At 66.2% G+C, this 25,640-nt stretch carries 23 protein-coding genes; 14 read left to right on the top strand and 9 right to left on the bottom strand.

The genetic code is table 11. The features are described 5' to 3' along the window. The first annotated feature begins 126 nt into the window (after positions 1–126). Entirely contained in the window at positions 127–1,701 is a 1,575-nt protein-coding gene (locus ACQP0C_RS18995; protein WP_433734218.1) for an FAD-binding protein, read from the top strand. Next, positions 1,698–2,036: a 4Fe-4S dicluster domain-containing protein gene (locus ACQP0C_RS18990; protein ID WP_433734217.1), complete on the top strand. Its 339-nt coding sequence runs from the start codon at positions 1,698–1,700 to the stop codon at positions 2,034–2,036. Before ACQP0C_RS18995 ends, ACQP0C_RS18990 begins: the two co-directional genes overlap by 4 nt. Before the next feature lie 11 nt (positions 2,037–2,047). Here the strand turns inward: ACQP0C_RS18990 and ACQP0C_RS18985 are convergent, their stop codons facing one another. Then, positions 2,048–2,746 (bottom strand): TetR/AcrR family transcriptional regulator, encoded by a 699-nt coding sequence (locus tag ACQP0C_RS18985; protein WP_433734216.1) that lies wholly within the window; start codon positions 2,744–2,746, stop codon positions 2,048–2,050. Positions 2,747–3,156: 410 nt separating this feature from the next. Between ACQP0C_RS18985 and ACQP0C_RS18980 the strand changes: the two genes are divergently transcribed. Further along, complete coding sequence (locus ACQP0C_RS18980; RefSeq protein ID WP_433734215.1) at positions 3,157–4,884, top strand: GMC oxidoreductase; 1,728 nt, start codon at positions 3,157–3,159, stop codon at positions 4,882–4,884. 271 nt (positions 4,885–5,155) lie between these two features. Here the strand turns inward: ACQP0C_RS18980 and ACQP0C_RS18975 are convergent, their stop codons facing one another. After that, entirely contained in the window at positions 5,156–5,956 is an 801-nt protein-coding gene (locus ACQP0C_RS18975) for a dioxygenase family protein (RefSeq protein ID WP_433734214.1), read from the bottom strand. Between the two features lie 90 nt (positions 5,957–6,046). Here ACQP0C_RS18975 and ACQP0C_RS18970 point away from each other — a divergent pair, with 90 nt between their 5' ends. The 5 genes from ACQP0C_RS18970 (at position 6,047) to ACQP0C_RS18950 (ending at position 10,756) form a co-directional block, all read left to right on the top strand. Next, positions 6,047–6,496 carry a MarR family winged helix-turn-helix transcriptional regulator gene (locus ACQP0C_RS18970; RefSeq protein ID WP_433734213.1) on the top strand — a complete coding sequence of 150 codons (450 nt, stop codon included), beginning with the start codon at positions 6,047–6,049 and terminating at the stop codon, positions 6,494–6,496. Positions 6,497–6,581: 85 nt separating this feature from the next. Then, on the top strand, positions 6,582–7,271 hold the full coding sequence (merB, locus tag ACQP0C_RS18965) for an organomercurial lyase (protein WP_433734212.1): 690 nt from the start codon (positions 6,582–6,584) through the stop codon (positions 7,269–7,271). A 187-nt stretch (positions 7,272–7,458) separates the two neighbouring features. Continuing rightward, positions 7,459–7,938, top strand: a complete 480-nt coding sequence (locus tag ACQP0C_RS18960; protein WP_433734211.1) for a hypothetical protein — start codon at positions 7,459–7,461, stop codon at positions 7,936–7,938. A gap of 1,176 nt (positions 7,939–9,114) precedes the next feature. Then, positions 9,115–10,296: a cytochrome P450 gene (locus ACQP0C_RS18955; RefSeq protein WP_433734210.1), complete on the top strand. Its 1,182-nt coding sequence runs from the start codon at positions 9,115–9,117 to the stop codon at positions 10,294–10,296. A gap of 124 nt (positions 10,297–10,420) precedes the next feature. Beyond that, positions 10,421–10,756: a histone-like nucleoid-structuring protein Lsr2 gene (locus ACQP0C_RS18950; RefSeq protein WP_433734209.1), complete on the top strand. Its 336-nt coding sequence runs from the start codon at positions 10,421–10,423 to the stop codon at positions 10,754–10,756. A gap of 271 nt (positions 10,757–11,027) precedes the next feature. Here the strand turns inward: ACQP0C_RS18950 and ACQP0C_RS18945 are convergent, their stop codons facing one another. The 4 genes from ACQP0C_RS18945 to ACQP0C_RS18930 all read right to left on the bottom strand — a co-directional run bounded on the left by ACQP0C_RS18945 (position 11,028) and on the right by ACQP0C_RS18930 (position 15,728). Next, entirely contained in the window at positions 11,028–12,491 is a 1,464-nt protein-coding gene (locus ACQP0C_RS18945) for a glycosyltransferase family 39 protein (RefSeq protein WP_433734208.1), read from the bottom strand. Positions 12,492–12,661: 170 nt separating this feature from the next. Further along, positions 12,662–13,576, bottom strand: coding sequence for an MFS transporter (locus tag ACQP0C_RS18940; protein WP_433734207.1), 915 nt, complete (start codon positions 13,574–13,576; stop codon positions 12,662–12,664). Between the two features lie 5 nt (positions 13,577–13,581). Continuing rightward, complete coding sequence (locus ACQP0C_RS18935; RefSeq protein WP_433734206.1) at positions 13,582–14,310, bottom strand: MFS transporter; 729 nt, start codon at positions 14,308–14,310, stop codon at positions 13,582–13,584. Beyond that, positions 14,307–15,728, bottom strand: coding sequence for a condensation domain-containing protein (locus ACQP0C_RS18930; RefSeq protein ID WP_433734205.1), 1,422 nt, complete (start codon positions 15,726–15,728; stop codon positions 14,307–14,309). Before ACQP0C_RS18930 ends, ACQP0C_RS18935 begins: the two co-directional genes overlap by 4 nt. 264 nt (positions 15,729–15,992) lie before the next feature. Between ACQP0C_RS18930 and ACQP0C_RS18925 the strand changes: the two genes are divergently transcribed. From ACQP0C_RS18925 to ACQP0C_RS18910, 4 genes are all read left to right on the top strand, one after another. Continuing rightward, positions 15,993–17,051 (top strand): alpha/beta hydrolase, encoded by a 1,059-nt coding sequence (locus ACQP0C_RS18925; protein WP_433734204.1) that lies wholly within the window; start codon positions 15,993–15,995, stop codon positions 17,049–17,051. Between the two features lie 109 nt (positions 17,052–17,160). Then, positions 17,161–18,456 carry an NtaA/DmoA family FMN-dependent monooxygenase gene (locus tag ACQP0C_RS18920; protein WP_433734203.1) on the top strand — a complete coding sequence of 432 codons (1,296 nt, stop codon included), beginning with the start codon at positions 17,161–17,163 and terminating at the stop codon, positions 18,454–18,456. A 51-nt stretch (positions 18,457–18,507) separates the two neighbouring features. Next, positions 18,508–18,642: a hypothetical protein gene (locus ACQP0C_RS18915; RefSeq protein WP_433734202.1), complete on the top strand. Its 135-nt coding sequence runs from the start codon at positions 18,508–18,510 to the stop codon at positions 18,640–18,642. A gap of 71 nt (positions 18,643–18,713) precedes the next feature. After that, on the top strand, positions 18,714–19,181 hold the full coding sequence (locus ACQP0C_RS18910) for a cupin domain-containing protein (RefSeq protein ID WP_433734201.1): 468 nt from the start codon (positions 18,714–18,716) through the stop codon (positions 19,179–19,181). Positions 19,182–19,212: 31 nt separating this feature from the next. On the opposite strand, the gene ACQP0C_RS18905 is transcribed toward ACQP0C_RS18910, so the two are convergent. Then, positions 19,213–20,574, bottom strand: coding sequence for an NtaA/DmoA family FMN-dependent monooxygenase (locus ACQP0C_RS18905; protein ID WP_433734200.1), 1,362 nt, complete (start codon positions 20,572–20,574; stop codon positions 19,213–19,215). Positions 20,575–20,585: 11 nt separating this feature from the next. Next, complete coding sequence (locus ACQP0C_RS18900) at positions 20,586–21,827, bottom strand: LLM class flavin-dependent oxidoreductase (protein WP_433734199.1); 1,242 nt, start codon at positions 21,825–21,827, stop codon at positions 20,586–20,588. 316 nt (positions 21,828–22,143) lie between these two features. Between ACQP0C_RS18900 and ACQP0C_RS18895 the strand changes: the two genes are divergently transcribed. Beyond that, entirely contained in the window at positions 22,144–22,914 is a 771-nt protein-coding gene (locus tag ACQP0C_RS18895; RefSeq protein ID WP_433734198.1) for a GNAT family N-acetyltransferase, read from the top strand. Positions 22,915–22,927: 13 nt separating this feature from the next. Next, complete coding sequence (locus tag ACQP0C_RS18890) at positions 22,928–24,007, top strand: LLM class flavin-dependent oxidoreductase (RefSeq protein ID WP_433734197.1); 1,080 nt, start codon at positions 22,928–22,930, stop codon at positions 24,005–24,007. Positions 24,008–24,081: 74 nt separating this feature from the next. Here ACQP0C_RS18890 and ACQP0C_RS18885 read toward each other — a convergent pair whose 3' ends face one another. Continuing rightward, a complete protein-coding gene (locus tag ACQP0C_RS18885; RefSeq protein ID WP_433734196.1) occupies positions 24,082–25,479 on the bottom strand; it encodes a lipase family protein in 1,398 nt (465 codons plus the stop codon). Between the last annotated feature and the right edge of the window lie 161 nt (positions 25,480–25,640).

Here is a 25,640-nt window from a genome sequence, read left to right as displayed (position 1 = left end):
CGCGCTGATTCCAAGGGTTTTGCGCTGCCGATGACGGCCGTACATTTCGAATTCCCTGCGCTGACCCCGCATTCCGCTGACGATTGCCCATTTCGGCCGCAATCCCGACGCCTCAGGAGCAGACGCATGAGTGAACTCTGGCAGACCGACACCGACGTCTTGGTGATCGGCGGCGGTCCGGCCGCGACATGGGCAGCCATCCACGCGCGTGCGGCCGGGGCCGAGGTGACCCTGGTCGATAAGGGCTACTGTGGAACAAGTGGCGCCACCGCGCCTTCCGGCACCGGTGTCTGGTACGTCGCCCCGGAAGCGACGGCACGTGCGAATGCGAAGGCGAGTCGAGAGGCGCTCGGCGGCCATCTCGCCGACCACTATTGGATGGACCGGGTCCTCGATCAGACCTACACGAATATGAATCGCCTTGCGGTGGAAGGCAAGTACCCGTTTCCCATCGACCCCGTGACCGGCGAGCAGCTGCGCACCGGAGTGCAGGGACCCGAGTACATGCGCCGGATGCGCGCATGGGTCAAACGACTCGGTGTCCGGATCCTCGACCACGCACCGGCTCTCGAACTGCTGGTCGACGATGACGGCACGGTTCGTGGCGCGGCCGGATTCCAACGCCAACTCGACCGCGACTACCGCATTACGGCGGGCGCGGTGGTGTTGGCCAGCGGCGGTTGCGCATTCCTCTCACGCGCGCTCGGCACCAATGTCGACACCGGTGACGGTGCGCTGATGGCCGCCGAGGTGGGGGCGCGCTTCTCCGGTATGGAGTTCTCCAACGCCTACGCGATCGTGCCGAAGGGCTCGACCATCACCAAGACCGCCTACTACGGCTACGCGACGTTCTTCTATGAGGACGGGCGGGTGCTCGAGGGCGCAGGCTCGACGAAAGGCCGGTCGGTCATCGCCCGAACCCTGTTGTCCGAGAAGGTATTCGCACAACTGGACCGGGCCGAAGCGACGGTGCAGGCGCAGATGCGACTCGGGCAGCCGAACTTCTTCCTGCAGTTCGATCGGCGCGGTATCAACCCGTTCACCGACCGTTTCGAGGTCGACCTGCTCGCCGAGGGCACCGTGCGCGGCACCGGTGGCATCGATATCGTCGACGACGACTGCGCGACCACGGTGCCCGGCCTGTTCGCGGCGGGTGACGCGGCGACCAGGGAACGGATCTGCGGTGGCTTCACCGGTGGTGGCAGCCACAATTCGGCGTGGGCGATGTCGTCGGGGAGTTGGGCGGGCGCGGGTGCGGCACGGTTCGCACTCGGCTCGACGCGGCCCGACGCCGCGACCTTGCGCGGCACGGGAAGGGTCGGATTGCGGCCGACGGGCTCGGCCACACTTTCCGCCGCCGAGGTCGTCGAAGGTGCTCAGCAGGAGCTGATTCCGTTCCAGAAGAACTACTTACGCCACGGCGATCGATTGCGGCCCGCACTCGCCGAACTCGACACGCTCTGGGAGCGCGCCGGTGCGGAGCTGGGCGGCCGCACCGGTGACGAGCGGATCCGCGCCCGCCAGGCCGCCGCCATCACCGCGGTCGGCAGGCTCATGTACGCATCGACACTGACGCGCACCGAGACGCGCGGCATGAGCAAGCGCGCCGACCATCCGGATCTGGATCCGACACAGCGCCACCACATCCACTCCGGTGGCCTCGATACCGTGTGGACCGCGACGGCCGCGGTGGCGTCATGATCGAACGCGTACTCGCCGACGCCTGCATCGGCTGCGATAAATGCGTCGACGCCTGCCCCACCAATGTCTTCGACCGCACCGAATCCGGAATCCCGGTCATCGCAAGGCAATCCGACTGCCAGACCTGCTTCATGTGCGAGGCCTACTGCCCCACCGACGCGCTGTATGTCGATCCCGAATCGACCCCGCTGGCTGCTGGCACCCCCATCCCCGAAGAGCAGATCGGCCGCTACCGCGAGAAGCTCGGCTGGGGTAAGGGACGAACAGCGGGCGCGCTGATCGCCATCGGCCCCCGCCTCCCGCACGGCGGGCCCCCGCCCCGCATCGTCACCTGACCGCGGCCCGATCAGCCGTGGTAGCCGAGTTGTTCGAGTAGGCCCTCCAGTTGGAGCTCGAACAGTTCGGCGCGATCGGCGAAGCTATCGGTGCCGTACTGGTCGAAGACGTCGAAGGTCACGGCACCGAAGAGTCCGGTCCACATGGTGATGCCGCGGGCGATGAGCCAGTCCGGGACATCGTGGCCGAAGACGGCTCGGATGTCCGCGAAATTTCCTGCGAGCGCGGATGATATCGGCCGCTCCCGCACCGGAGCGGTGAGCAGGCCCGCGTGGTAGGCGCGGGCGAAGAGGGTCTGCATGGTCGCGATCACCCGGGTGCCCGGGACGTTGGTCTGTTCCGCCGGGGCGTCGTAGCCCGGGACCGGTGTGCCGAACAACAGCCCATAGCGCGCCGGTTCGGCCAGCGCCCAGGCACGCACGGCGCGGCCGACGATGCGCAACCCCTCGATCGGATCATCGGGGGCATCGGCCAGCGCCGCGTCCACCGCGTCACCAAGTGCGTTGTAGCCATCGATCACGAGCAGGGTCAGCAGTTCATCGCGACTGCGCACGTAGCGGTAGACCGCCGAGGAGACGACACCGAGATCGCGGGCGACAGCGCGCAGCGACAGCGCTGCCGCGCCATCGGTGGCCAGATGTTCACGTCCGATCCGGACGATATCGCTCATGGTCTGGGCCCTGGCACGGGCCCGTGGTGTCGTCGCCATACGCATCACCATGCGCGCCGATGAGAGCGATGTCAACTAATGCGAGCACCGCTCTTGGGCGCCTGGCGTGGTGGCAACATGCTCACCTCCCCCGCACTCCCGATTTCGGCAAGCCCGGGGTCCGGATCCAGCTGGTGTGCGCCCGCGAGGCGCATGCTGCCGCGCCGGTGAGCGTTGCCGCATCGGACGTCCTCGGCCCGTATCGAGATGAATTACCAGGTCACTCCCCCGTTCGGACTGGACTCCGCTGCCAGCGAGCAGCGCCTCGGACTGCGCCCGACACCCATCGACCACGCTATCGCGGCCACCGTCGCTCGGCGGAAATCCCAGTTCTGAACCCTCGAGCGAGGCTTAGCTACTCGGTAGTAGTGTTACCGGTGTCACTGGCGACACAGATCGAGGAGCACCACATGGACCAGCGGACGACGGATTTCGACGTACTCGTCGTCGGTTCAGGATTCGGCGGCAGCGTTACGGCACTGCGGCTGATCGAGAAGGGCTACCGGGTCGGGGTACTCGAGGCGGGTCGGCGCTATTCCGATGACGAGCTCCCCGAAACCAGTTGGGACCTGCGCAAATTCCTCTGGGCACCCAAGCTCGGCTGCTACGGCATCCAGCGCATCCATCCGCTGCGCAATGTGCTGATCCTCGGCGGCGCCGGTGTCGGCGGCGGTTCACTGAACTACGCGAATACCCTCTACGTGCCGCCGGAGCCGTTCTTCCAGGACCAGCAGTGGCGTGACATCACCGACTGGCGCGCCGAACTCACCCCGTACTACGAGCGCGCGAAGAAGATGCTCGGCGTGGTACAGAACCCGCATCTGACACCGGCGGACGAGGTGTTCAAGAAGGTCGCCGATGATCTGGGCGTCGGGGACACCTTCGTGCAGACCCCGGTCGGCGTGTTCTTCGGCGAACCGGGAAAGACCGTGGCGGATCCGTACTTCGGCGGCGTCGGCCCCGATCGCACCGGTTGCCTCGAATGCGGTGAATGCATGACCGGTTGCCGCCACGGCGCGAAGAACACCCTGGTCAAGAATTACCTGTACCTCGCGGAAAAGACTGGCGCACAGGTGATCCCGATGACGACGGTGACCTGCGTCCGTCCGTTGCCCGATGGCACCTGGGACGTCTCGACCGAGCGCACCGGCGCGTGGTTGCGCAAGCGCCCGCACACCTACACCGCCGACCATGTCGTACTCGCCGCGGGCACCCTCGGCACGCAAAAGCTGTTGCACGCCATGCGCGATAGGGGCGTACTTCCCGAATTGTCCAACCGGCTGGGCGAACTCACCCGCACCAACTCCGAATCCATTGTGGGCGCGGCGACCCGCAAGGTGAATCCGGATGTCGACTTCACCCGGGGTGTCGCGATCACCTCATCGATCCACCCGACCGCCGACACCCATATCGAACCTGTCCGCTACGGCAAGGGCTCGAATGCGATGGGCCTGTTGCAGACCCTCATGGTCGACGGCGGCGGCCGGATACCGCGCTGGCTGCGCTTCCTCGGCCAGGTGGTGCGAAACCCGTTCACCCTCATCAGTTTCCTGAGCGTGAAGAACTGGAGCGAGCGCACCATCATCTCCCTGGTGATGCAGCACCTGGACAACTCCATCACCACCTACACCAAGCGCACCCTCTTCGGCCGCAAACTCACCAGCAAACAAGGCCACGGTGAACCGAATCCGACCTGGATTCCCGCGGGCAACGAGGTGACCCGCAAGGTCGCCGAGGAAATCGACGGCGTCGCCGGCGGCAGCTGGGGCGAAGTCTTCAATATCCCCCTCACCGCCCATTTCCTCGGCGGCGCCCCCATCGGCGCGGACCGCGACTCCGGCGTAATCGACGCCTACCACCGAGTTTTCGGCTACCCCACCCTAAGCGTCGTCGACGGTGCCGCCGTCTCCGCGAACCTCGGCGTCAACCCGTCCCTGACCATCACCGCCCAAGCCGAACGCTGCGCCGCCTACTGGCCCAACAAGGGCGAACAAGATCAGCGCCCCCCGCAAGCCGTTGCCTACCAACAGATCCAGCCCATCGCCCCCAAGAACCCGGTCGTCCCCGCCGAAGCCCCCACCGCCCTGGTCCTCCCGATCGTCGAGATCCGGACCGAAACCAAACCCGCCGCCAGCTGACCACACCCCCTCCCCCACAGGACTTGGACGAATGCTCACCATGCGCTCGTGCAGGCAAACGTCGAGAACACACCCGCACCAGCGCATTCTCGATGTTGTGATGCTTTAGGTGCGTAGGAGGAGGACTGCGCTGGCAGTAGCCGATGCCAGTGCGATGGCTGCGAGGCCGGAGGTGAGGCGGGGGGTTCGCAGGGTGGGGATGTGGCGGTCGAAAGCGGGGCGGCCGGGGCCTGGGCGCCGTGGGCGGCCATGGTGAGGCCGACGGCCAAGATCAGCCGAACTGGAGGGAGCGCCGGGCCATGCCGAGCCAGAACCCGTCGATCACGGTGCGTTGGTCGGCCAGATCGTCCGCGCCCGCGCCGAGGGCGACGAACAGCGGTGCGAAATGGTCGGTGCGCGGATGCGCGAGATGTGCCGCGGGGGCCTTGTTTTCGAAGTCGAGCAGGGCGTCGAGATCATGGGCGGCGAGGGTTTCCCGGCCCCAGTCGTCGAATTCGGCGGTGAAGCTGTGAACGTGCTCGTCATCGGCGGTGATGGCGCGCAGGTTGTGGGTGAAGAAGCCACTGCCGATGATCAGCACGCCCTCGGCGCGCAGCGGCGCGAGTTTGCGGCCGATCGCCAGCAGCTGCTGCGGGTCCAGCGTCGGCATCGAGAGTTGCAGCACCGGAATATCGGCATCCCGATACATCTCCTTCAGCGGCACATAGGCACCGTGGTCCAGCCCGCGATCCGGGACATCGACCACGCTGCCGCCGAGCAGTTTGCGCACCTTGTCCGCCAGTTCCGGCGCCCCGGGCGCGGCATATCGCACCCGGTAGTAGCGCTCCGGAAAGCCGCCGAAGTCATAGACCAGCGGCACCGTGGTGGTCGCACCGAGCGCGATCGGCGCGGCCTCCCAATGCGCGGAGATCATCAGAATGGCGGTGGGCCGGGGCAATGCGCGCGACCACGCGGCCAGCTCACCGGGCCACCGCGGATGGTCGGCCAAGGGCGGCGCGCCGTGCGAGAGGTAGAGCACCGGCATCTGCCCAGGCCCGCCGCTCGTCGATTCGCGACGCGAAGCTGCACTCATCACTGCACTCCATCCAAGTAGTTCAAATTTGAACCCAAGCAAACTATAGCCTTTTGTTCAAATTTGAACAAGCCGAGTAGGGTGGCTGCCGTGGGTGATACGAAATGGCTCAATGAGCGGGAGATGCGCACCTGGCAGGGCTTCCTGGCGGCCGGGGCACTCGTCGGCCGCCAGGTCGAACAGCACCTCAAACAGGAGGGGCTCTCGCACACCCAGTACGAAGTGCTGGTCCGCCTCGCCGCCGCCCCGGACGGCCAACTGCGGATGACCGAACTGGCCGATGCGCTCTACACCTCGAAAAGCGGCCTGAACTACCAGGTTACGCAGCTGGAGAAGTTCGGCCTCGTCCGCCGTGAGGCCTGCCCGACCGATATCCGCGGTGTCACTGCCGTTCTCACCACGGAGGGCCGTCACCGCCTCGAACAGATCGCACCTGGTCACGTCGAGACGGTCCGCCGCGTGCTCATCGACGTGCTGAGCCCCCAACAGCAGGAGGCCATAGCCACCGGACTCGGCGAGGTAGTGCGCCGACTCGGGTAGGTCGCGCCCGCCGCACCAGCGTTCAAGACTTCCGATCCGGCCGGGCCGAGGCTGGGACACCGCACTTGTGTCAGGAGGTAGCGCAATGAACGATCCTTCCGCGGCGAAGCGGGAACAGGTTCGCGTGGCGTTGTACGCCCACTTCGCCCGCACCGGAACCGCCCCTACCCCAGCGGATCTGGCAGCCGGGACCGGACTCGCGCATCCCGAGATTCGCGACGCACTCGCAGCGCTGCACGAACACCGCGATCTGGTCCTCGACACACAGAACCGTGACCGGATCCTCATGGCGCACCCCTTCGCCGCCATCCCGCTCGGCTTCTCGGTAATGGGCACGAGCACGCTGTGGTGGGGCGGTTGCGCATGGGATTCCTTCGCCATCCCACACCTGCTCCATGACGAGCCGGACGTGCTGGTCGCCACGCGCTGCCCGGCCTGCGACACCCCCCACGCGTGGGTGGTCGGACGCGCGGCTCCACCCGCGGGTGATCAGGTGGCCAACTTCCTGACTCCGGTCCCCCGCATCTGGAACGACGTCGTGCACAGCTGCGCCAACCAGCGCCTGTTCTGCTCGGCCGCCTGCGTCGAAACCTGGCTCGAGAACACCGGGCAGACACCGGGTTACGTCATGGACCTGGCCACGCTGTGGCGGCTGGCCAGCGACTGGTACCGCGGGCGCATGGAATCCGGGTACATCCGGCGCGATCCGGCCTCGGCCACAGCCTATTTCGCCCAGGTGGGACTGCACGGGAAGTTCTGGGGTTTACCCGGATGACTCCGGCGCCGGTGTCCGACGAAAGGAGGACATCGGCCGCGACCATAGGCCGATGTCACGGCCCTGGGAACCCCGCAGAATCGGGGCCGTAAGAAATCTGTTGGGAAACTCTAAGCCCCAACAGATTTGATGCCCAGGTAGGGATGTGACGCTGATGGTCGCAGATTGACCCAGAACGGAGAAGACAGTGCCCACCACGTTTGCGAGTTCCGTCGCCGAGGCCGTTGCGGATACGGTGCAGGACTGCCGCCGACGTGGGTGGACGGTCGCCGAAACGGTCAATGGCGTCTGCCTGATCACCGACGAGCAGATATCGGCCATCGAACTCACCGGCACACTGGCCGCCACCGTGCGCCGGTTCCTGCGGGCGAACAATCTGTCCGGTCCGGTGATCGAGATTCCGGGGGCGCAGCGCCGCGAGATCCACTTGGTCGTCGGCGCCGCCAAGGCCGCGATGGCGATCGGCGCGCTGCGCGAGGTCGGCGCGATCGTGCACACCGGCGGTGCGAGCATCCCGTTGCCGCCGACCCGGCTCTCGGCCGGTTCGGCCTGCTGGGGAGTCTCTCCGGCCGAGGCCCGCTGGGTACCGCCGGTCGTCGCCATCGCCGCCGCCGTACGCGCTGCCGAAACTGGCCGCAAGCCGCATGTCAGCGGCATGGCCTGCTGAAATCTCGATCCACGTCGCCGGAAGTCGGCAGGACGCGCCCACAGCAGATCCGGAGAGGGATATCGGATTGCCCGAACCGACTGTGCGCGTCCCGCCCTCGAACATCGGTACGCCCGCGATACCGACTGCGGCCTCGGTATCGCGCCTCGATGTTCGAGACACGGTGTCGGCGACGGCGCCTGGAGATCACCATGCCCATTCAGATTAGAGCCGATCGTCCATTCGAGTTGATTTCTTTGGGGCACAGCATAATTGGCGCATGTCGCCGTCGTGCCCTGTCACAACGCCGCGCCCGCACCCGCATTCGATCGGTCCGACACCTGAAGGGCTCCCGCGGCGGCGCGGGCCCCACCAGCCTGCGCTCGTAGCCGAAGAACACCGCGCCCAGCACGAGGGCGGCGGCGATCAGTTGCCGGTCACAACCTGTAGCCCACACGGCATCACGACCACGGGCCGGACGAGCGAATGCGACTCGCACACACTGGTGCTCCTGTGGCGTGTGTGACGAGATGGCAAACCGGTAGCGCCACGCCGCGGAGCCGATCCTCGACCTTTTCAAGACGCCAGATTGCGACCGACTGAGTGCGTTCGACGTGGAACAACGAATTCCGCGCTGAAAGTGTGTGGCTTTGTCCACTGCCGACACGATAATCGGCTGCGTTAGCCCGGAGTCTGCTCGCCGGGCTCCGGACGCGCCATAATCGGCGCTCTCGCGAATACGAGAGGTCCTCGTGCGCCGGGCACACCACGAACGCGCACGCTGCCAGCTACTGGACGGTCGGGTAAGGCAAGTATTCGCCGGTTTGCGGCGATAGTGCTATTCGGACCGGTTCGCGCTGCGGACCGCGATAGGGAGGAGGTATGATCCCACGATGATCGAAACATGTTACGGTCTAACACATTTGGTGTACCGCTCGGTTTCGGACAGGCGTGTGGACGATCGCGCCAACCGGGGAGCGGACACCGAGGTTCTAAACACGTAAGGCCGTAACTGCCTGTGGATCAATGGGATCCATCCACCTCGTAGCGTTCCAGTAGCAACATGCTTCGACCCCGTATGACCGATAGTGGGCCGACGATCTGGAGACGGTCGCATACACAGGCTTGAAAGACCGTGCAGTTGAACAGATCTCACCGTTAACGTGTTATTCGTTCTTGGGAGCTACTTTCTTGGCCATGTCCCTGCATTCGCCGGAGTTCGCAGCCGATCCGCACGCCGCATACGACGATATGCGGCGTCGTCACGGTCCGCTCGTTCCGGTGGAGATAGCCGTCGATGTGCCCGCGACGCTCGTGATCGGCTACCGCGAAGCACTGAACATCCTGAGTGATCCCGCCCACTTCCCGGCGGACCCGCGGGCCTGGCAGGCCACCATTCCGGAGCACTGCCCGGTCCTACCGATGATGAAGTGGGGGCCCACCGGGTCGAAGACGGTGGGCGAGGACCACTCTCGTCATCGAGCTGCCTATACCGCCAGCCTCGAAAAAGTCGATCTGTACGCCCTACGCCACGCGGTCGAAGCCATCGCGGTGCCATTGATCAACAGCTTTTGCGAGAGCGGTTCCGCGGATCTGCTGGGCGAGTACGCCGTCCCGCTCACCGTGCGGGTGCTCAACGACCTGCTCGGGTTCTCGCCGGAGGCCGGGCAGGAAGCGTTCGCGGCCTTGGTGGCGCTGCGCGATGCCTCGGATGCGGCCTCGACCGAGCACAGCGAGCAGCGATTCACGGCGGCGATATCGGATGTCGTGAAGGCCAAGCGCGCGGCGCCTGGTGCGGACGTAATTTCCTGGCTGATCGGACATTCCGCCCGATTCGACGATGCGGAGATCGTGGCGCAGACGGCGATGTTGTACTCGACGGGTACCGAACCGACGTGGAACCTTATCGTCAACGCACTGCTGTTGATGGTGACCAATGACCAGTTCCACGATGAGCTCCTGGGTGGCGCGCTGTCCATCCGTGACGCGATCGACGAAGTGCTGTTCAGCGATCCGCCGCTGGCGAACTTTTGTTCGCGCTTTCCACGGCAGCCACAAATAATCGGGGGTTCGTGGTTGCCGGTCCACCAGCCCGTCGTGATCAGTTTGGCGGCGTGCAACAATGATCCCGCGGTCGGTGGCGACCGGACCGGCAACCGGTCGCATCTGGCGTGGGGCGCCGGGCCGCGTTCGTGCCCGGCGCAGTCAATAGCCATGGTCATCGTGCAAGAAGCGCTCGACCAACTGCTCGACGCCCTCCCCGATATCGAATTGGCCGTGCCCGCCGACCAGTTGCAGTGGCGGCCGGGCGCCTTTCACCGTGCGCCGACCGCGGTCCCGGTGACTTTCCCTCCAGCACCACCGCTCACTTTCGTATAAGGAGAATCCCCGGCCGAATTCACCGTGAGATTCCGCCCGAGCGAGACGCCTGCGAGTCGCCCTCGCAGGCACTCGTTATGATCACGTTTCTCTGCCCGCTGTCGACTCATGAAGAGGAATGCCCATGGCACGCAAAGTCGTTGTGACGCTGGTCGATGACTACGACGGCAAGTCCCCCGCCGAGGAAACAGTGGCCTTCGCACTGGACGGGGTCGAATACCAGATCGATCTGTCCACGGCCAATGCCGGCCAGCTGCGCGGCATCTTCGAAAACTGGACACCGAACGCCCGCAGGACCGGTCGCGTACCACGCGGCAAGGGCCACGCCTCGCGCTCGGCGAATGACCGCGCACGCACCGCCGCCATTCGCGACTGGGCGCGCAAGAAAGGCCTCACCGTCTCGGCGCGCGGACGGATTTCGGCCGAGGTGGCCAATGCGTACGAGAAGGCCAACGCCTAACCCGGCCATCAGGATTGCGCGCCCGTACCGGCGCTGAAGATTTGGTGGCGCCACTACGGCGCGGCTTCCCATCGTCGTGGACTGGGTTGGCTAAGCTTGCTGCGCTGTGCGACGTGGCGGCGTCCGCACAGCGAACGGGGAAGGGAACCCGCTCGGCGATACTCCGCGTATCGCCGAGCGGGCTCGCAAAAGTCCACGACACCGTCAACTGATCCCGACTTACCCGGTCCAGTCGCTGCGCTCGCGGCAGCCACTGCGCCACCGGGCGTGGTCACAGTCCTGGATCGAGGACCGACGTGGTGCGGGTGCGCCAGAGTTCGGACCAGTTACTGGTCGGTCCTAGGCATTTCCACACCGTCACCCTGCTGGAAATACCGGGGAAGCCGAGCGGGTCGTCGACCCGAGCAACCGGCTCTACCTGGGAAAACAGCGGGCGCAGCGCTGGTTCCGCGGCACCGGCGGTGATGTAGAGAACCGTAGTGGCCGAATCGGGCGGTGTGCCGAAGAAGGCGAAGCCGCGGTTGGGGCTGTACACCGCGGGCAGATCGGCGCCGCCGAGCCGATCGACCGCCGCGGCCTGCCAATAGGTTTGGGCGACTATCACCGTGCGGCGTCGTTCACTGGGATCCAGCCGCGCGTCGGCCGCGCGCACAGCCGCGACCAACTCCGACCACCCGGTGGTGCCGAATATACGCATGCGCGTTGACTGCTCGTGCGGTGTCCGCGTCGGGTTGTGCAAACGCGAGGTCGGCAATGGCAGCAATACGGTCAGCACCACCGCGATCGTCACCGCCATCGCGACGACCGCGATGCCTACGCCGCGCCACCACCGTCGCAGATCGCACGCCGACACTCCCACCGCACCGGCCGCGAACAGCACCGGCAGCAACCCGGCCAGATAGTAGGGCCGCCCACCGGACACGAGCACGAACCCGATCTGCGCTGCCACTGCGACAACAAGGAACCGGTACTCGCGCCACCAGGGATAACGAACCACTCCCCAAAGCCCCCATAGCGCCAGCACCGAACCGAGCACTCCTGCGAGGGTGGCCAGTTGGATCGGCACCGTCGCTGGCCCCCCTGCGGCCGCGAACTGTTCCGAACGGATCACCGTTCCCATATCCAGCTGCGGCCATCCGTGTGCGGCCTGCCACCACAGCCCGGGTGCTGCGGCGGCCGCGACGATCAGCACCCCGAGCCACAGTGCCGGGCGGCCCAGCATCGCCCGGGGCCCGAAGACGATTACGCCGAGGCCGATCCCCGCCAGTAGCACCGGAATCAGTAGTTTGACTTCGCTATCGAGTGCGGCGACCAACGCGGCGACCAGCAGCACGCCGTCGCGATGGGTCCGAATCCATACCAGCAACAACCACACCATCACCGCGGACAAGGTGGCGTCGAAGGCAAAGGTGGACAATGTCGCCGCCTGTGTGACCAGGAACGGACAGCTGGCATAACCGAGCCCGGCCAACAGCTGTGCGCCGCGTCCGCCGCCGAACTCGCGGGCGAGCGCGGCGGCAAGCGCGATACCCGCGATACCCAGCATGATCGCCGGAAGCCGCAGTGCGACAATCGATCCCGGTGCGATGGCGTCCATGAGCCGAGCGACGATCGGAAGCAGCGGCCCCTGATCGACATATCCTGTCGAGAGCCGCCGACCGGCGGCCAGGAAGTACAGCTCATCGCCGAAATAGTCATATCTGCCCGCCCGGACCACCAGGATCAGCCCGGCCACCGCCGCAATGGCCGCGACAGGTCCAATCGCGAACGGCGCCAGAACCTTCGATGCGCCGACTGTCGTACGGTTCGTCGTCGCAACCGTTTCTATCGCAGCGTCGGGACCGGTGCCATCAGATGTCGTCGAGGTGCTGGCCGACCGCGGGTCGCTACGAGCTGTCGGGATGGTCATGAACTGCGCATTTTCGGCAGAGCCAGAGTCAGTGCGGTCAATGCGAACGCGACGCCGGACACCACCCACAGCACAGTCGAGTAGGCCGCCAGATAGGTGTGGCCTGTCGCCACACGAGTGGCCGCATCGATGGCCGAGGCGATTGTTGCATCACCTGCCGAACAACTGTGCTCGGCCAGCTTCGGAGTCGCTGATGTCAACGCCGTTTCGACGCAGTCACCGAAGCCTCCGACGATCCGAGCCTGCTGCTCGGCGGGCACACCAGAATCGGTAAGTCGTTCCACGAGAGTACTTTTCGCCTGTGTGGTACCCGCATCGGCTGCGCGGGCGACACGGTCGAAGAACAGCACACCGATCGCGGCCACCCCGAGCGAGGTACCGAGTTGTTGCAGGGTCGGCACCGTGCCCGTGGCCGACCCGGTGACCCGTTCGGCCACGCCCGCCATCATGACCGCGGGCAGCGGTGCGGCGAACCAGCCCATACCCGCCCCGGCAATGAGGACCGGGCCGCTCAGTTGTCCGAGATCAACGCCCGCCGCACTCGGGGTGATCGTCGCTGCCATCATCGCGACCGCGAGCGTGAACAGCAGCAGGCCAACGGTCAGGGCGCGCGATCCCCAACGCGCCATGAGGATCGGCGAGGTCAGTGCGCCGAATGCGCCGCCGACCGCGAACGGCACCAGCACCAACCCCGTCCGCAGCGCGGAGAAGCCCAATCCGGATTGCGCCGCGACCGACACGGTGAGCAGAGACGCCGCGAACAATCCGAAGAACACCACCGTGAGCACCGACCCGACCGCGAACCCACGATCGGCGAACAATTCACCACGAAACAGCGGGCTCCCGCCGCGGCGCGCCAACCGGTACTGCTGCCACCCGAATACCGCCAACAAGGCAACCGCCCCCAGCATGATTATCAAAAGCGTTGTCGGCCACCCTTTTCATGTCCGACGGTGACCGGATAGATCAACAGGAACAGCCCCCTCGTCGATAGCACCATCCCGAGCACGTCCAGCCGCTCACCGGTCGCCGACGCATCGAGATGCAGAAATCGATGCGCCAAGGCCAGACCGATGAGTCCGATCGGGATATTGATCAGGAAGATCGCGTGCCACCCCACCCCGAACCCATCCGCGGCGACGAGCAGCCCGCCGACCAGCGGCCCCGCGATCGCGGCAAGTCCGGCACTGCCGCCGTAGAGCGCGAACGCCAGCGCGCGGCGGGCAGGGGGAAATGCGGCGGTGATGATCGCGATGATCTGTGCCGACATCGCCGCCCCTGCCAACCCCTGCACACCGCGCGCCACGATCAGCTCATCGGCGCGGTGCGCCAGACCGCACCACAGTGAGGCGCTCACGAATCCGGCCAGCGCGGTGCGGAACATGCGTCGACGTCCGATCAGTTCCCCGATCCGCGCCGCCGTCATCAGGGTGCAGGCGAACGCCATGCTGTAGGCGGTCACCACCAACAACTGCGCCGAGCCGGACGCGGCCAGGTCACCGGCGATATCGGGCAGTGCGGTATTGACGATCGTCAGATCCAGCATCTGCATGAACACCGCCAGCAGACACGCTGCCAGCGATGCCCACGCATCCCGCGAGACGACGGCGCGTTCCGTGGCTTCGACCGCTGCTGGTGCGCTCACGACGACACAGTGGCGGGCACGGCGTATTCGCCAGTGGCCACCACCGTCGCGAAGATCGCCTGCAGCGCAGCGATATAACGTCGGATCGCCGCCTGCGCCTGCGGGGTGTCGGGAAACAGCAGGCTCAGCTGCGTCACGTCGGTGAACCGGTTCACCCAGATGTACACCTCGCTGGACAACCCGCGACTGCCGTACATGCCGCCGTTGATCTGGTCGAACATCTCCACGCCGGGGATCTTGCGCACGTCGAGATAGGAGAGCATGCGTGCCGACCAGCCCGGTTCGACGCGGATACCCAACTCCGGAGTGGCCAACTCCACCGCACGATGCAATGACACATCGATGAGGTCTTTACCGCGATCGTGGGCCGCCTGAGCGGCCGCGACCACCTCGGTGAAACGGTCTCCGGCCCGAACCGGGAACTCGACCGGAATCAGGTTCGTGTACCAGCCCACCGACCCCGATTCCCCCTGCGTGCTACGGGTATTGGCGGGCGTCAGCCCGAAATACCATTCTCCACCGCCCAGTGCGGCCTCCGCGAGTGCGGCGGCGGCGAACAGGCCACCGGGGAACCGCCCGCCGTGGAGCTGGCAGACCTGCTCGAATCGCACGGCGTCGTTTTCGTTGACCAATGGCACGGTGACCTGTGTGCCCCGAATATTTTCCTGGTCGCCGACCGCCCGATCCAGGGGAAATCTCGGAACGCCACCACCGTTGCGCCGCAATAATTCCAACCACGTACAGATCTGCGGAGATCGCACTGTCAGTTCGGCACTCGCTCGGCGCTCGCGCTCGCAATACGCGAGATGTCCGTCCACCGGCACGGATTCGACTTTGCCGCCGGACAATTCATTGCCGTAGAGCATCAGCAGATCGACACATGACAATGCCTGCGCGATACCATCGGTATGCAAATGATCGACCGCCGCGTACACGGTGAACGAATCGGCATGTTCGATCACTCCGAAACTGCAGCAGTCCCACCACAATGCCGCTGGCGTCTCCATCTCCACATGTGCGCGTATCGCCGTACTCGCAGCGAACTCGCCGTGCTCGGTCGGTATCAATCGGATGGCCGACGGGCTCATCACATGCCGGCGTACGCTGCCATCGGGCTCGAAGGAGAACCAACTCCAAAAGGTGTCATGGCGCTGGAGGAACGCACTGAAAGTCCTCGTCCAGGCGGGATAATCGGGTGCTCCCGGTATGGTGAAAGCGATCATGCACAACCGGGAGACCTGAAATCCGGCGTCGCCATGGCGGCGCACCGTGCGCAGATATTCCTCCTGCTGGTGCGACGGCGGGGTGGGCGCGATCGGCGCCCGCCGCGCTGCGTCCAGCGATTGCGGGGACGCCGTCCAACTGGTCAGTTTGCCCGGGGCGGGCACCCATTCCTCGATGAAACCGAAATTGACCACAGGTGCCTCAATTCATACAGACAGGGAATTCGCCCGGAAGACCGATGCGAACCAAATGCGCTGCGCCGCAGCACGATCACCGAGTTAACGGCACAAACTTGTCGAGAGCCACAGGTCTTCGACAATCTTGTGACCGCAGCCAGCCCGAAACCGATTTCACTGGGTGGGCACCCAAATCGACCGCCAACCGGTTGCCCGACAAGGAAATCGCACCCTACCGTCGCCACAGGGCCGTCACTGCCGATTACCGCCGGGAGGTACCTAGTGGATGTCCGCACCGGACCCGGCCTCCGGGCCGCATGCCTTGCCCTACTCGCGACGGCGGCGCTCACCCTGCCGCTCGCGAAGCCAGTGGGCGTTGCCACCGCGGAACCAGCGGCTCGGCCGAGCGACGCCGCGCCCACTTTTCCGCGGCAGCCGAACCCCGCCGGTGCACGCCTGCTCAGTATCGGTGCCGGAGTGGGCCGCATGCTCGACGTGACCGTGCACTCCGCCGCGATGGACACCGATATCCGCCTGAAAGTGCTTCCCGCACAGAATGACTCGAGCCCCGCACCGACGTTGTATCTGCTCAATGGCGCCAGCGGTGGCAACGAGGGCAGTACGTGGTTCGACCAGACCGATATCGCGGAGTTCTTCGCCGACGAACACGTCAATGTCGTCATCCCCGTCGGCGGGGCAGGCAGCTACTTCACCGACTGGCACAACGACGACCCGGTCCTGGGACGGCCCCGCTGGACCACCTTCCTCACCCGCGAACTCCCACCCATCATCGATAGCGCCTTCCACACCACCGGAACCAACGCCATCGCCGGAATCTCCATGGCCGCGACCTCGGTCTTCCAGCTGGCCCTGGCCGCACCCGGGCTCTACCGCGCCATCGGCTCCTACAGTGGCTGTATCCAAACCTCCGATCCGCAAGGCCAGGGCATGATCGCCGCCGTCGTCGGCCGCTGGGGCGGCAACCCCATCAATATGTGGGGACCACCCACCGACCCCACCTGGGCCGCCAATGACCCTTACGTGCACGCCGACCAACTCCGCGGCACCACCATCTACGTCGCCACCGGCAGCGGTCTGCCTGGGACACTCGACACACCCGACGCGGTGCACGGCAATATCCCCAAGCTGGTCGGACAACTCACCGGCGGCGTCATCTTGGAAGTGATCACCAACCAGTGCGCCCACCGGCTGCAGGATCGCCTGCGGGAGCAGAACATTCCCGCGATATTCGATTTGCGCCCCACCGGCACCCACTCCTGGGGCTACTGGCAGCAAGACCTGCACAACTCCTGGCCTCATATCAGCGCGGCGCTGAACTGACCATTCGGCGAAGTCACTTCCCGCGCAATCGGTTTCCGTGCGCACAGGATTCGCGTCCGACTGATCGCAATCCTGTTCTGCGGGCGGACAATACGGTTGGCTCCGGTAAATGAGTTCTGCACGACGTCGGCCGTTGAAGACGGTCACCGGAGTCAGCGGCGCGGTGAGCGTGTATGCGGCCGCCATCGACGCGAAGGAATCGACGGTGGCCTCCGCCATCGAGATCGCGAAGATCGCCGAGGCCAATAAGTTCGACGCATTGTTCGCTGCCGATCTGCTCAGCTTCGGTGCGCAGGGCGCGATCGGCGCGCAGGAGCCGCTGATCTTCCTGTCCGCATTGAGCGCGGTGACCACGCACGTCGGCCTGATCGCGACAGTGACCAGCACCTTTCATCATCCCTTCAACCTCGCCCGGCTGTTCGGAACCCTCGACCATGTGAGCAACGGCCGCGCCGCCTGGAACGTCGTGACCTCGTCGGTGGGTGAGGAGAATTACGGCGACCAGGACCTGCCGAATCCAGAGGATCGGTATGCGCGTGCGACCGAATCGCTCGAGGTCGTCAATGCGCTGTTCGACAGCTGGGAGCCGGGCGCACTGACCCCCGATGGGCATGGTGGCGCGATCCTCGACACGACCAAGGTGCGCCCGATCGAGCATGCGGGACAGTACTTCACGGTGCGAGGCCCGCTCAATATTCCACCGCTGCCGCAGCGACGCCCGGTCCAGTTCCAGGCGGGTCAATCGGCAGGGGGCATCGAGCTCGGCGCCCGCTTCGCCGAAGTGGTCTTCACCTCGCTGCCGACACTCGAGGACGCGGTCACCTACTCGAAGACGGTCCGGGCCCGCGCGACGGAACTCGGCCGCGCACCCGGATTACCGCTGATCATGAGTTCGCTGCACGCGACGTACGGAGCGACCGAGGAGCAGGCTCGCCAACTCGTCCGCGAGGAAGCCGAAGCTACCGACTTCGACGCGGGCCGAATCCGCCTGGCCGATATGTTGGGCGGCGGAGTCGATCTCGCCGAACTACCGTTGGACCAACCGATACCGCAAAGCCTACTGCCGGAGCTGAATTCGGTGAACCGCCGCCGGGGCCGCGTGGAGATCTTCACCAAACTCGCGGCATCGGGCCGCACGCTGCGCGAGCTCATCATCGCGTCCAAGGACACCGGCCACTGGGCCGCCGCAGGAACTCCGGAACAACTCGCCGACGCCATCGAAGAGCGCTATCGCGCAGGCGTCCTCGACGTCATCTCACTGGGCGGACTGGCCGAACCCCGAACCCGTGACTTCGTCACCAATGGACTCCTGCCCGAACTACGCCGCCGCGGCATCGTCGGCAGCGACTACGTCGGCAACACATTCCGCGAGAACCTCGAACTCCCACCACTTCCCGCGCGCTGACCGCCGCGGTGCGCCGTGCGGGCATCGACACCATCAACGATGGAGGAACTCATGCCGGTCGCGATCGTGACTGGCAGCGCACGCGGTATCGGCCGCGCCATCGCCGAACGGCTCGCCTTCCTCACCTCCGACGCGGCCCGCTGGATCACCGGCCGATCCCTGCACACCGGTGGCGGACTGTTCTGAGTCCACCCCTGGGCGGAGTAGCCTGGCGTTAACCGCTCAATTCCACGATTGCCGCCGAAAGGCCCGATCCGATGAATGACAGCACACCGGACTGGCGGCGAGAAGGCGTACGGGTCGTCCCCGGCGACCGCCTCGACCCCAACACCGCGCAGACGCCCGGCATGTATCGCGAGGCCGCGATCAGCAATGCCATGGTGGGCGCCCAGAAGATCTGGGCGGGCACCGTGCGGATCGAACCCGGCGCAAAAACCGGTGCGCACCACCACGGCCCGCTGGAGAGCGTGATCTATGTGGTCGCCGGGCGCGCCCGCATGCGCTGGGGTGACCGGCTCGAGTTCACGGCCGAAGCGGGTCCCGGTGACTTCATCTACGTCCCACCGTTCGTACCGCATCAGGAACTCAACGCCGACGACGATGAGCCCCTGAGCTGCGTGGTGATCCGCAGCGATCAGGAGCCGATCGTCATAAATCTGGACATCCCGATAGCGGAGAATCCCGAATCGGTCCCGTGGATCGACCCGCACCACCCCGCTGAGTAAACGCCCGGATTGTCAAGATCCACAACGGAACTCACACGTCCGCCGAAACCGCCGACCGCACGTTCGGGAGACCGAGGTTGTCGCGCAACGTGGTTCCGGTGTACTCGGTGCGCAGCGCGCCGCGATCCTGTAGCAGCGGCACCACCTTGTCGACGAATTCGTCGAGGCCCGAAGGGACCAGGTGCGAGCCGAGGATGAAACCGTCGGAGCCGTCGTTCTGGACGAAGCTATCGATCTGCTCGGCGACCTGGGCGGGGGTTCCGACCAGGGGGCCGCGCTCGAACTGGTCGATCACCACCTCGCGCAGAGTCAGCTTCTTGGTTTCGGCGACCTGCCGCAGGCGCTCGACCGTGGCGAAGCGGTCCTGGTGCAGGAAGGCGCGGCCCTGGATGATCGGTGCCGCATCGGGGTCCGGATCAATATCCGGTACCGGGCCCTCCGGGTCGTAGCCCGACAGATCGCGGTTCCAGATCTGCTCCAGCAGAATCAGCGCGGTCTGCCCCGTGACCTGCTCATTGCGAATCGCATGGAATTTCTCGATCGCCTCGGCCTCGGTCTCGCCGAGCACTAAACTCGCCGACGGCAGAATCTTGATGTCCTCGGCCGCCCGTCCGGCCGCGACCGCGCGCGCCTTGATATCGCGGTAGAAGTCCGCGGCCTCGGGCAGCTTGCCGTACGGGGAGAAGATGGCATCGGCATTGGCAGCGGCGAATGCGCGGCCCTGCGGTGAGACACCGGCCTGCAGGATCACCGGCCGACCCTGCGGGCTGCGCGGCACGGTGAACCGCCCGGTGATGTCGAACTGGTTGCCGTGGAAGGCGAATGCCCCGGCATCCGGGCGAGCCAGGAACCGGCCGGAATCCTTGTCGGCGACCAGATCGGCCGCATCCCAGGAATCCCACAGAGCGCGAACGGCATTCAGCGTCTCCTCGGCCCGCACGTAGCGGTCGGCCGGATCGAGGTATCCGCCGCGCCGGAAGTTCTGGCCGGTGAAGGCGTCGAAGGAGGTCACCACATTCCAGGCGGCGCGACCATCGGATAGGTGATCCAGGCTCGCCAGTTGCCGGGCCAGCTCGTAGGGCTCGTTGAAGGTGGCGTTGATCGTGCCCGCGAGCCCGAGATGTTCGGTGACCGCGGCGATCGAGGCCAGCACGGTGAAGGTGTCCGGGCGGCCGATAATGTCCTGGTCGAAGATCTTGCCCGCGCGTTCGCGCAGGATGAGCCCTTCGGCGAGGAAGAAGAAATCGAATTTGCCGCGCTCGGCAGTGCGCGCGGTGTGCTCGAAACTGCTGAAATCGATCTGGCTGCCCGCCTCGGGATGCCACCAGGAGGTGTGATGGTTGACGCCGCCGAGGTAGGCGCCCAGGATGACCTGCTTACGGGGAGTGCTCAAGGTGACCTCTCTCAGGCAGTCGCGTAACGGTTGGGAACGTCGGTGGGCAAACCGAGCAGGGCGCGTAGCGAGCCGTCCGGATAGCCGGTGCGGAACAAACCTCGGCGCTGCAGGGCGGGGACGAGCCGGTCGGCGATGGCGGCGAGGTCATCGACCGCGACACCGGGCCGCAACCGGAACCCGTCGATCCCGTGGCCGCTCCATTCGATGAGCAGTTCGGTGAGTTCATCGGCGCTGCCCGCGAAAATCGCCGCATCCGAGGTGAATTCGGCAGCCGCGTTCAATCGCGCCAGGCGCTGTGGACCGGTCGCGTCATCGGTATCGAGGAAGACAACGATGTCGGCATACACCCGCAGCGGTTCGCCACCGCGATCCACCCGTGCCGCGGCAGCGCGGACCCGCTCGACAACCGGGGTGGGTCCGGCCGCGTGCGTCGGCGTGCTGAAGACCAGATCCGCACCGCGGGCGGCGAATTCGTAGATCAGCGGGCCGTGCGCCAGCGCCGCCACCACCGGCTGTCCCTGTGGCGGGCGCGGTGTGATGGACGGTCCGCGGACGCTGAAGAAGCGGCCCTGGAAGTCGATGTAGTGCAGTTTGTCGCGATCGATGAAGCGGCGGGTGGCCGCATCGCGGATCTCGGCCTCGTCCTCCCAGCTGTCCCACAGTCGCCGCACCACCTCGACGGCGTCGGCGGCCTCATCGAACAGATCGTGCACTTCGCTGGGGAAGGTGCCCGACGCGACCGCTTCGGCCAACTCGGCGGCGGTAATGTCGCGCAGTTCCCGGCGTCCGAAATGCGCGGCCTCACCGGGGGTTGCGGACACCCGGACCTGCCAGCCCGCCCGGCCCCGCGAGGTGTAGTCGAGCGTGGCGATCGCCTTGGAGACGTGGAACGGTTCGGTGTGGGTGGTCGTCACCGTCGGAATGAGCCCGATGTGCTGGGTCACCGGAGCGACCCGGGCGGCGATGAGGTTCGCATCGATCCTGGCCCGGACCCGGTCGACGGCGTCGTCGGCAGGTGCGTGGCGGTCCCCCGGAATCGCCAGGCTGTCCTCGATGCTGACGAAATCGAGCAGTCCGCGCTGTGCGGTGGTGACCAGATCCGTCCAGTACCCGGCGCTGAACAGTTCGGTGGGCCGGGAGTTCGGCTCCCGCCACGCGGCCGGATGCCAGCCCGCTCCATCGAGCGCGACGCCGAGATGTAATTGTTCCGGTGCCATCGTCTCCCGTTTCTGTGCCTGCGCGAATGTCATGCCCTGCAACGCGTGCAACCGGTGCGAGCCCGTTCGAACGTTGCGCTGCCGGTGCTGCGGTGGCTCACCGATCTGTCGGCCGGGCTGCCCATCAGGTCCCATACCTGGTGGCCAGATGAGGTTCGCGACGGCACGATCCCGCCCCGGCGCGGGCGCTGTCAACGATTGGGATCAGCTCGAGCGCTGGGAAATACCCTGCGGGCGAGCGGAATTGAAGGCCGCCAACGGATATGAATTGCGATGAGCGCAACCGGTGCCAGCGGTCGTGTGTGTCGCTAACGTTCTCCGGTCGGACCCTGATGCGGAGGAGTGCGCGATGACCACCGAGTCGACCATCGACATCGATACCTCACTGCACCCGCTCGACGACCCGGTGCGGGCGTCGCTGCGTGGCGAGCACCGCAGGTTCGCGAGTTGGATGGGCCGCGTCGGCCGCTACGACCCGGAGGTCGCCAGATTCTTCGGTCATCCGCCGGTACTCGACGATCAGGACTGGGCCGATCTGGCCACCCTGCTCGGACCGGGCGGCAGCACCGCACTGCGCGGCTACGGCCACGTGCTGCCGGAGGGCTGGACGGTGCTGGACGAATTCGGCTCGGTGCAAATGGACGGCACCGCGCTGCGCGTCGCCCACGACCCGGAACTCGACGTACTCACCGCGGCGGATGTGCCCGAAATCCTCGACCTGATCGCCCGCACCGCACCCGGCCCCTACGCGCCGCGGACCATTGAAATGGGCACCTACCTGGGCCTGCGAGTGGACGGCAGGCTGGTCGCGATGGCAGGCGAACGCCTGCATCCGCCGGGCTGGACCGAGATCAGCGCCGTCTGCACCGATGCCGAATTCCGCGGCCGCGGCTTCGCCTCGCGCCTGATCCGCGCGGTCGGCGCTGGCATCCGCGCCCGCGGCGAAACGCCATTCCTGCACGCCGTCGCCCACAACGCGACCGCGATCAGTTTGTACGAAACGCTCGGCTTCACCCTGCGCAAACGCTCGCCACTGACGATCGTGCAGGCGCCAGCACCCATCAGCCCGACTCCGACGCCGAACCAGCCGTCGAATCGTCAAGACGCCGTTCACCATTGAACAGGAATCATCCGTGAGTCTCGAATTCCTTTGGTACATCCCCAATCAGGTCACGCCCGGACACCGTGGCGAACCCGTCACGGCCGACCACAACAGCTTGGCAACCCTGCTCGCCCAGGCACGGGCCCTCGAGGACCACGGCTGGAAGGGGGCGCTGATCGGCACCGGTTGGGGGCGCCCGGACACGATCACCGTCGCCACCGCGCTGGCCGCCGCGACGACGACCTTCGAGCCACTCATCGCGATCCGGCCGGGCTACTGGCGCCCGGCCAACTTCGCCTCGGCCGCAGCGACGCTCGATCATCTCTCCGGTGGCCGGGTCCGCGTCAATATCGTGTCCGGGAAGGACAACCTCGGCGCATACGGCGAGACCGAAGGCGACCAGGCCGACCGCTACGCCCGCACCAAGGAGTTCCTACAGCTCATCCGCAAGTTGTGGACCGAGGAGAACGTCACCTACCGCGGTGAGCACTACCAGGTCACCGAATCAACTCTGGAGCCGCGGATCACCCCGCGCGGCGACCGGCCGCACCCGACCCTCTACTTCGGCGGCGCATCCGAGGCCGCCGAACGTGTCGCGGCGACCGAGGCCGATGTGCAGCTGTTCTGGGGTGAGCCACTCGAGGGGGTGCGCGAGCGTATCGAGCGCTTGCGGTCACTGAGCGAGGAACTCGGCCGCGAGCATGCACCACTGGAGTTCGGCCTGCGGATCACCACATTCGTCCGGGACACCACCGAACAGGCCTGGGCCGAGGCCGAGGCGAAGGTCGCGGAGATGGCGAAGAACGCGGGTGTGTCGCCACAGAACCCGCACGGCCGGACCGCCGTTGGACAGCAGCGACTGCTCGACCTGGCCGCCCGCGGCGACGTGCTCGACGACAATCTCTACACCGCACCGGGCCGGTTCGGTGGTGGCGGCGCGGCCACCACCTGGCTGGTCGGCTCCCCCGAGGACGTCGCCGCATCGCTGCGCAAATACCGCGACCTCGGCGTCACCCACTTCGTCCTCTCCGACACCCCATACCTGCGCGAGATCGAACGTCAGGGCAGCCAACTGCTTCCGCTACTACAACAAGTCAGCGCGAACACTTAACGCCCGTAAGGTAACTGCGCGCCGCCGCCAGTTCGGGCGAGACAGGCATGCTACCGGTCGATGCGGAATTCCGCTCAGGAACCCGCACGGCATTCGTTCGGGGCGGGTTCGCCACGCAGTCGTCCGTCGAGCCAGCCGATCTCGCCGGGGAAGCCGGTGAACAAGGCGATGATGTGCTCGCCGGGCTCGGTGCGGTGCATCGCAGGGACACCGCGGGCGCATTGGTCGCGGTAGAGGTCGTAGCCGTTCTCGAAGGGGATCCAGAAGTCGTTGGCGGCGTGGTAAATGTAGAGCGGGACACCGGATTTCCGGTTCGTCAGCGCGGTCCGCGCAAAGATCGCATCGGCGACGTCGCTGTTCAGCGGGTCGGCGATATCGGCCGCGGCGTCGATCGGGACGCCGACCACGCCGAGCGGGCCGTTGCTGTCACCGCAGGTGTCCTTGATCGGCGAGGTCGCCAGCCACTGCGTCAGGTGATTCATATGCCCGAGAATCTCCGGGTATTCCCGGCCCATCGCCAGCGCGACGACCAACAGAATGCCGGAGGCGGAGCTCCCATTGAAGCGGTGTGCGACCATTCGATAGTCGGTCACCAGCCCTCCCATGGTCGCGCCGACCACCGCACCGGCCAGTTCCGGCGCATACTCGTCGAGCAGCATCGCGGCCGCATACGACGCGATCGCGCCGCCGGAATACCCGCCGATGGCGAAACGGCTGCCGCCGAACTCCGCTGGCAATTCATTGCGCACCGCGCGAATGGCATCGAGCACCACATGCCCGGCGACCTTCGGTTCCGCATAGGCCATCCACGGACCTTCGTGATCGGGGATGAGCGCCGCATAGCCACGGCTGACCGCCCACGCGGTGGTCGGCGGGAACAGATCACCCGCATTGAATTTGCTGTGCAGCCCGTGCGCCATCGCATAGCTCGGCGTGCAGTTGAGCCCGAGCGAATTGATCGGCAATGCATTCACCAGCACCGGCCGCTCCCCCGGACCGGTCCACGCCGCAGCGGGAATCACCAATGTCGCGGTACCGAAGGACGGCCTGCCCGTGGCGTCCGTCGTCCGGAATTTCAGCAGCACCGCCCGGCTGATCGGCGCCACCACCAGCGGCGCGGAAGTCGCTGTCACATCACGCCATTCGACGATATCGCCAGGGGCGAGCGCGTCGAGACCACTCGGCCATTCGTCGAAGATCCGATCCCCCGACGGTGCGGACCGCACCGCTTGCCATAACGCGGCGAGTTCGGTGGACAATGCGCGCGTCGGCGGTGCTGGCGCGGGCGCGAGCGCTGGGGCCGGAATGTTGGCATCGATCCACTGCTGAAGCTCGAACGGCAGCGAACCAGCAGGCTGCGTCGGTTGCGGGTGCTCGGAAGTACCGGGATCCGCGGACGCGGGCACCGGGCCGACCAACAGTGAGCAGCCCACCATGGCCGCAACGACAACAACCACGCGGAGTTTCGACATTTCGATCTGCTCCTCCGGAATTCGAGGCCGCCCCCTGAGCGGCCAGACTATGTCGCACCGGAACCGCGCTCAGCGCGGTTCGAACTTCTCACGATCGAGGCTGTCTTCGGTGTAGCTCCAGCACAATGCCGAAACCCACGGGCACGCAGGCAATGAGATGA

Source organism: Nocardia sp. CA-129566, assembly GCF_050956075.1.
Lineage (GTDB): Bacteria > Actinomycetota > Actinomycetes > Mycobacteriales > Mycobacteriaceae > Nocardia.
Note: the sequence above shows the minus strand (reverse complement) of the source record. Positions and strands in the feature narration are given on the sequence as shown.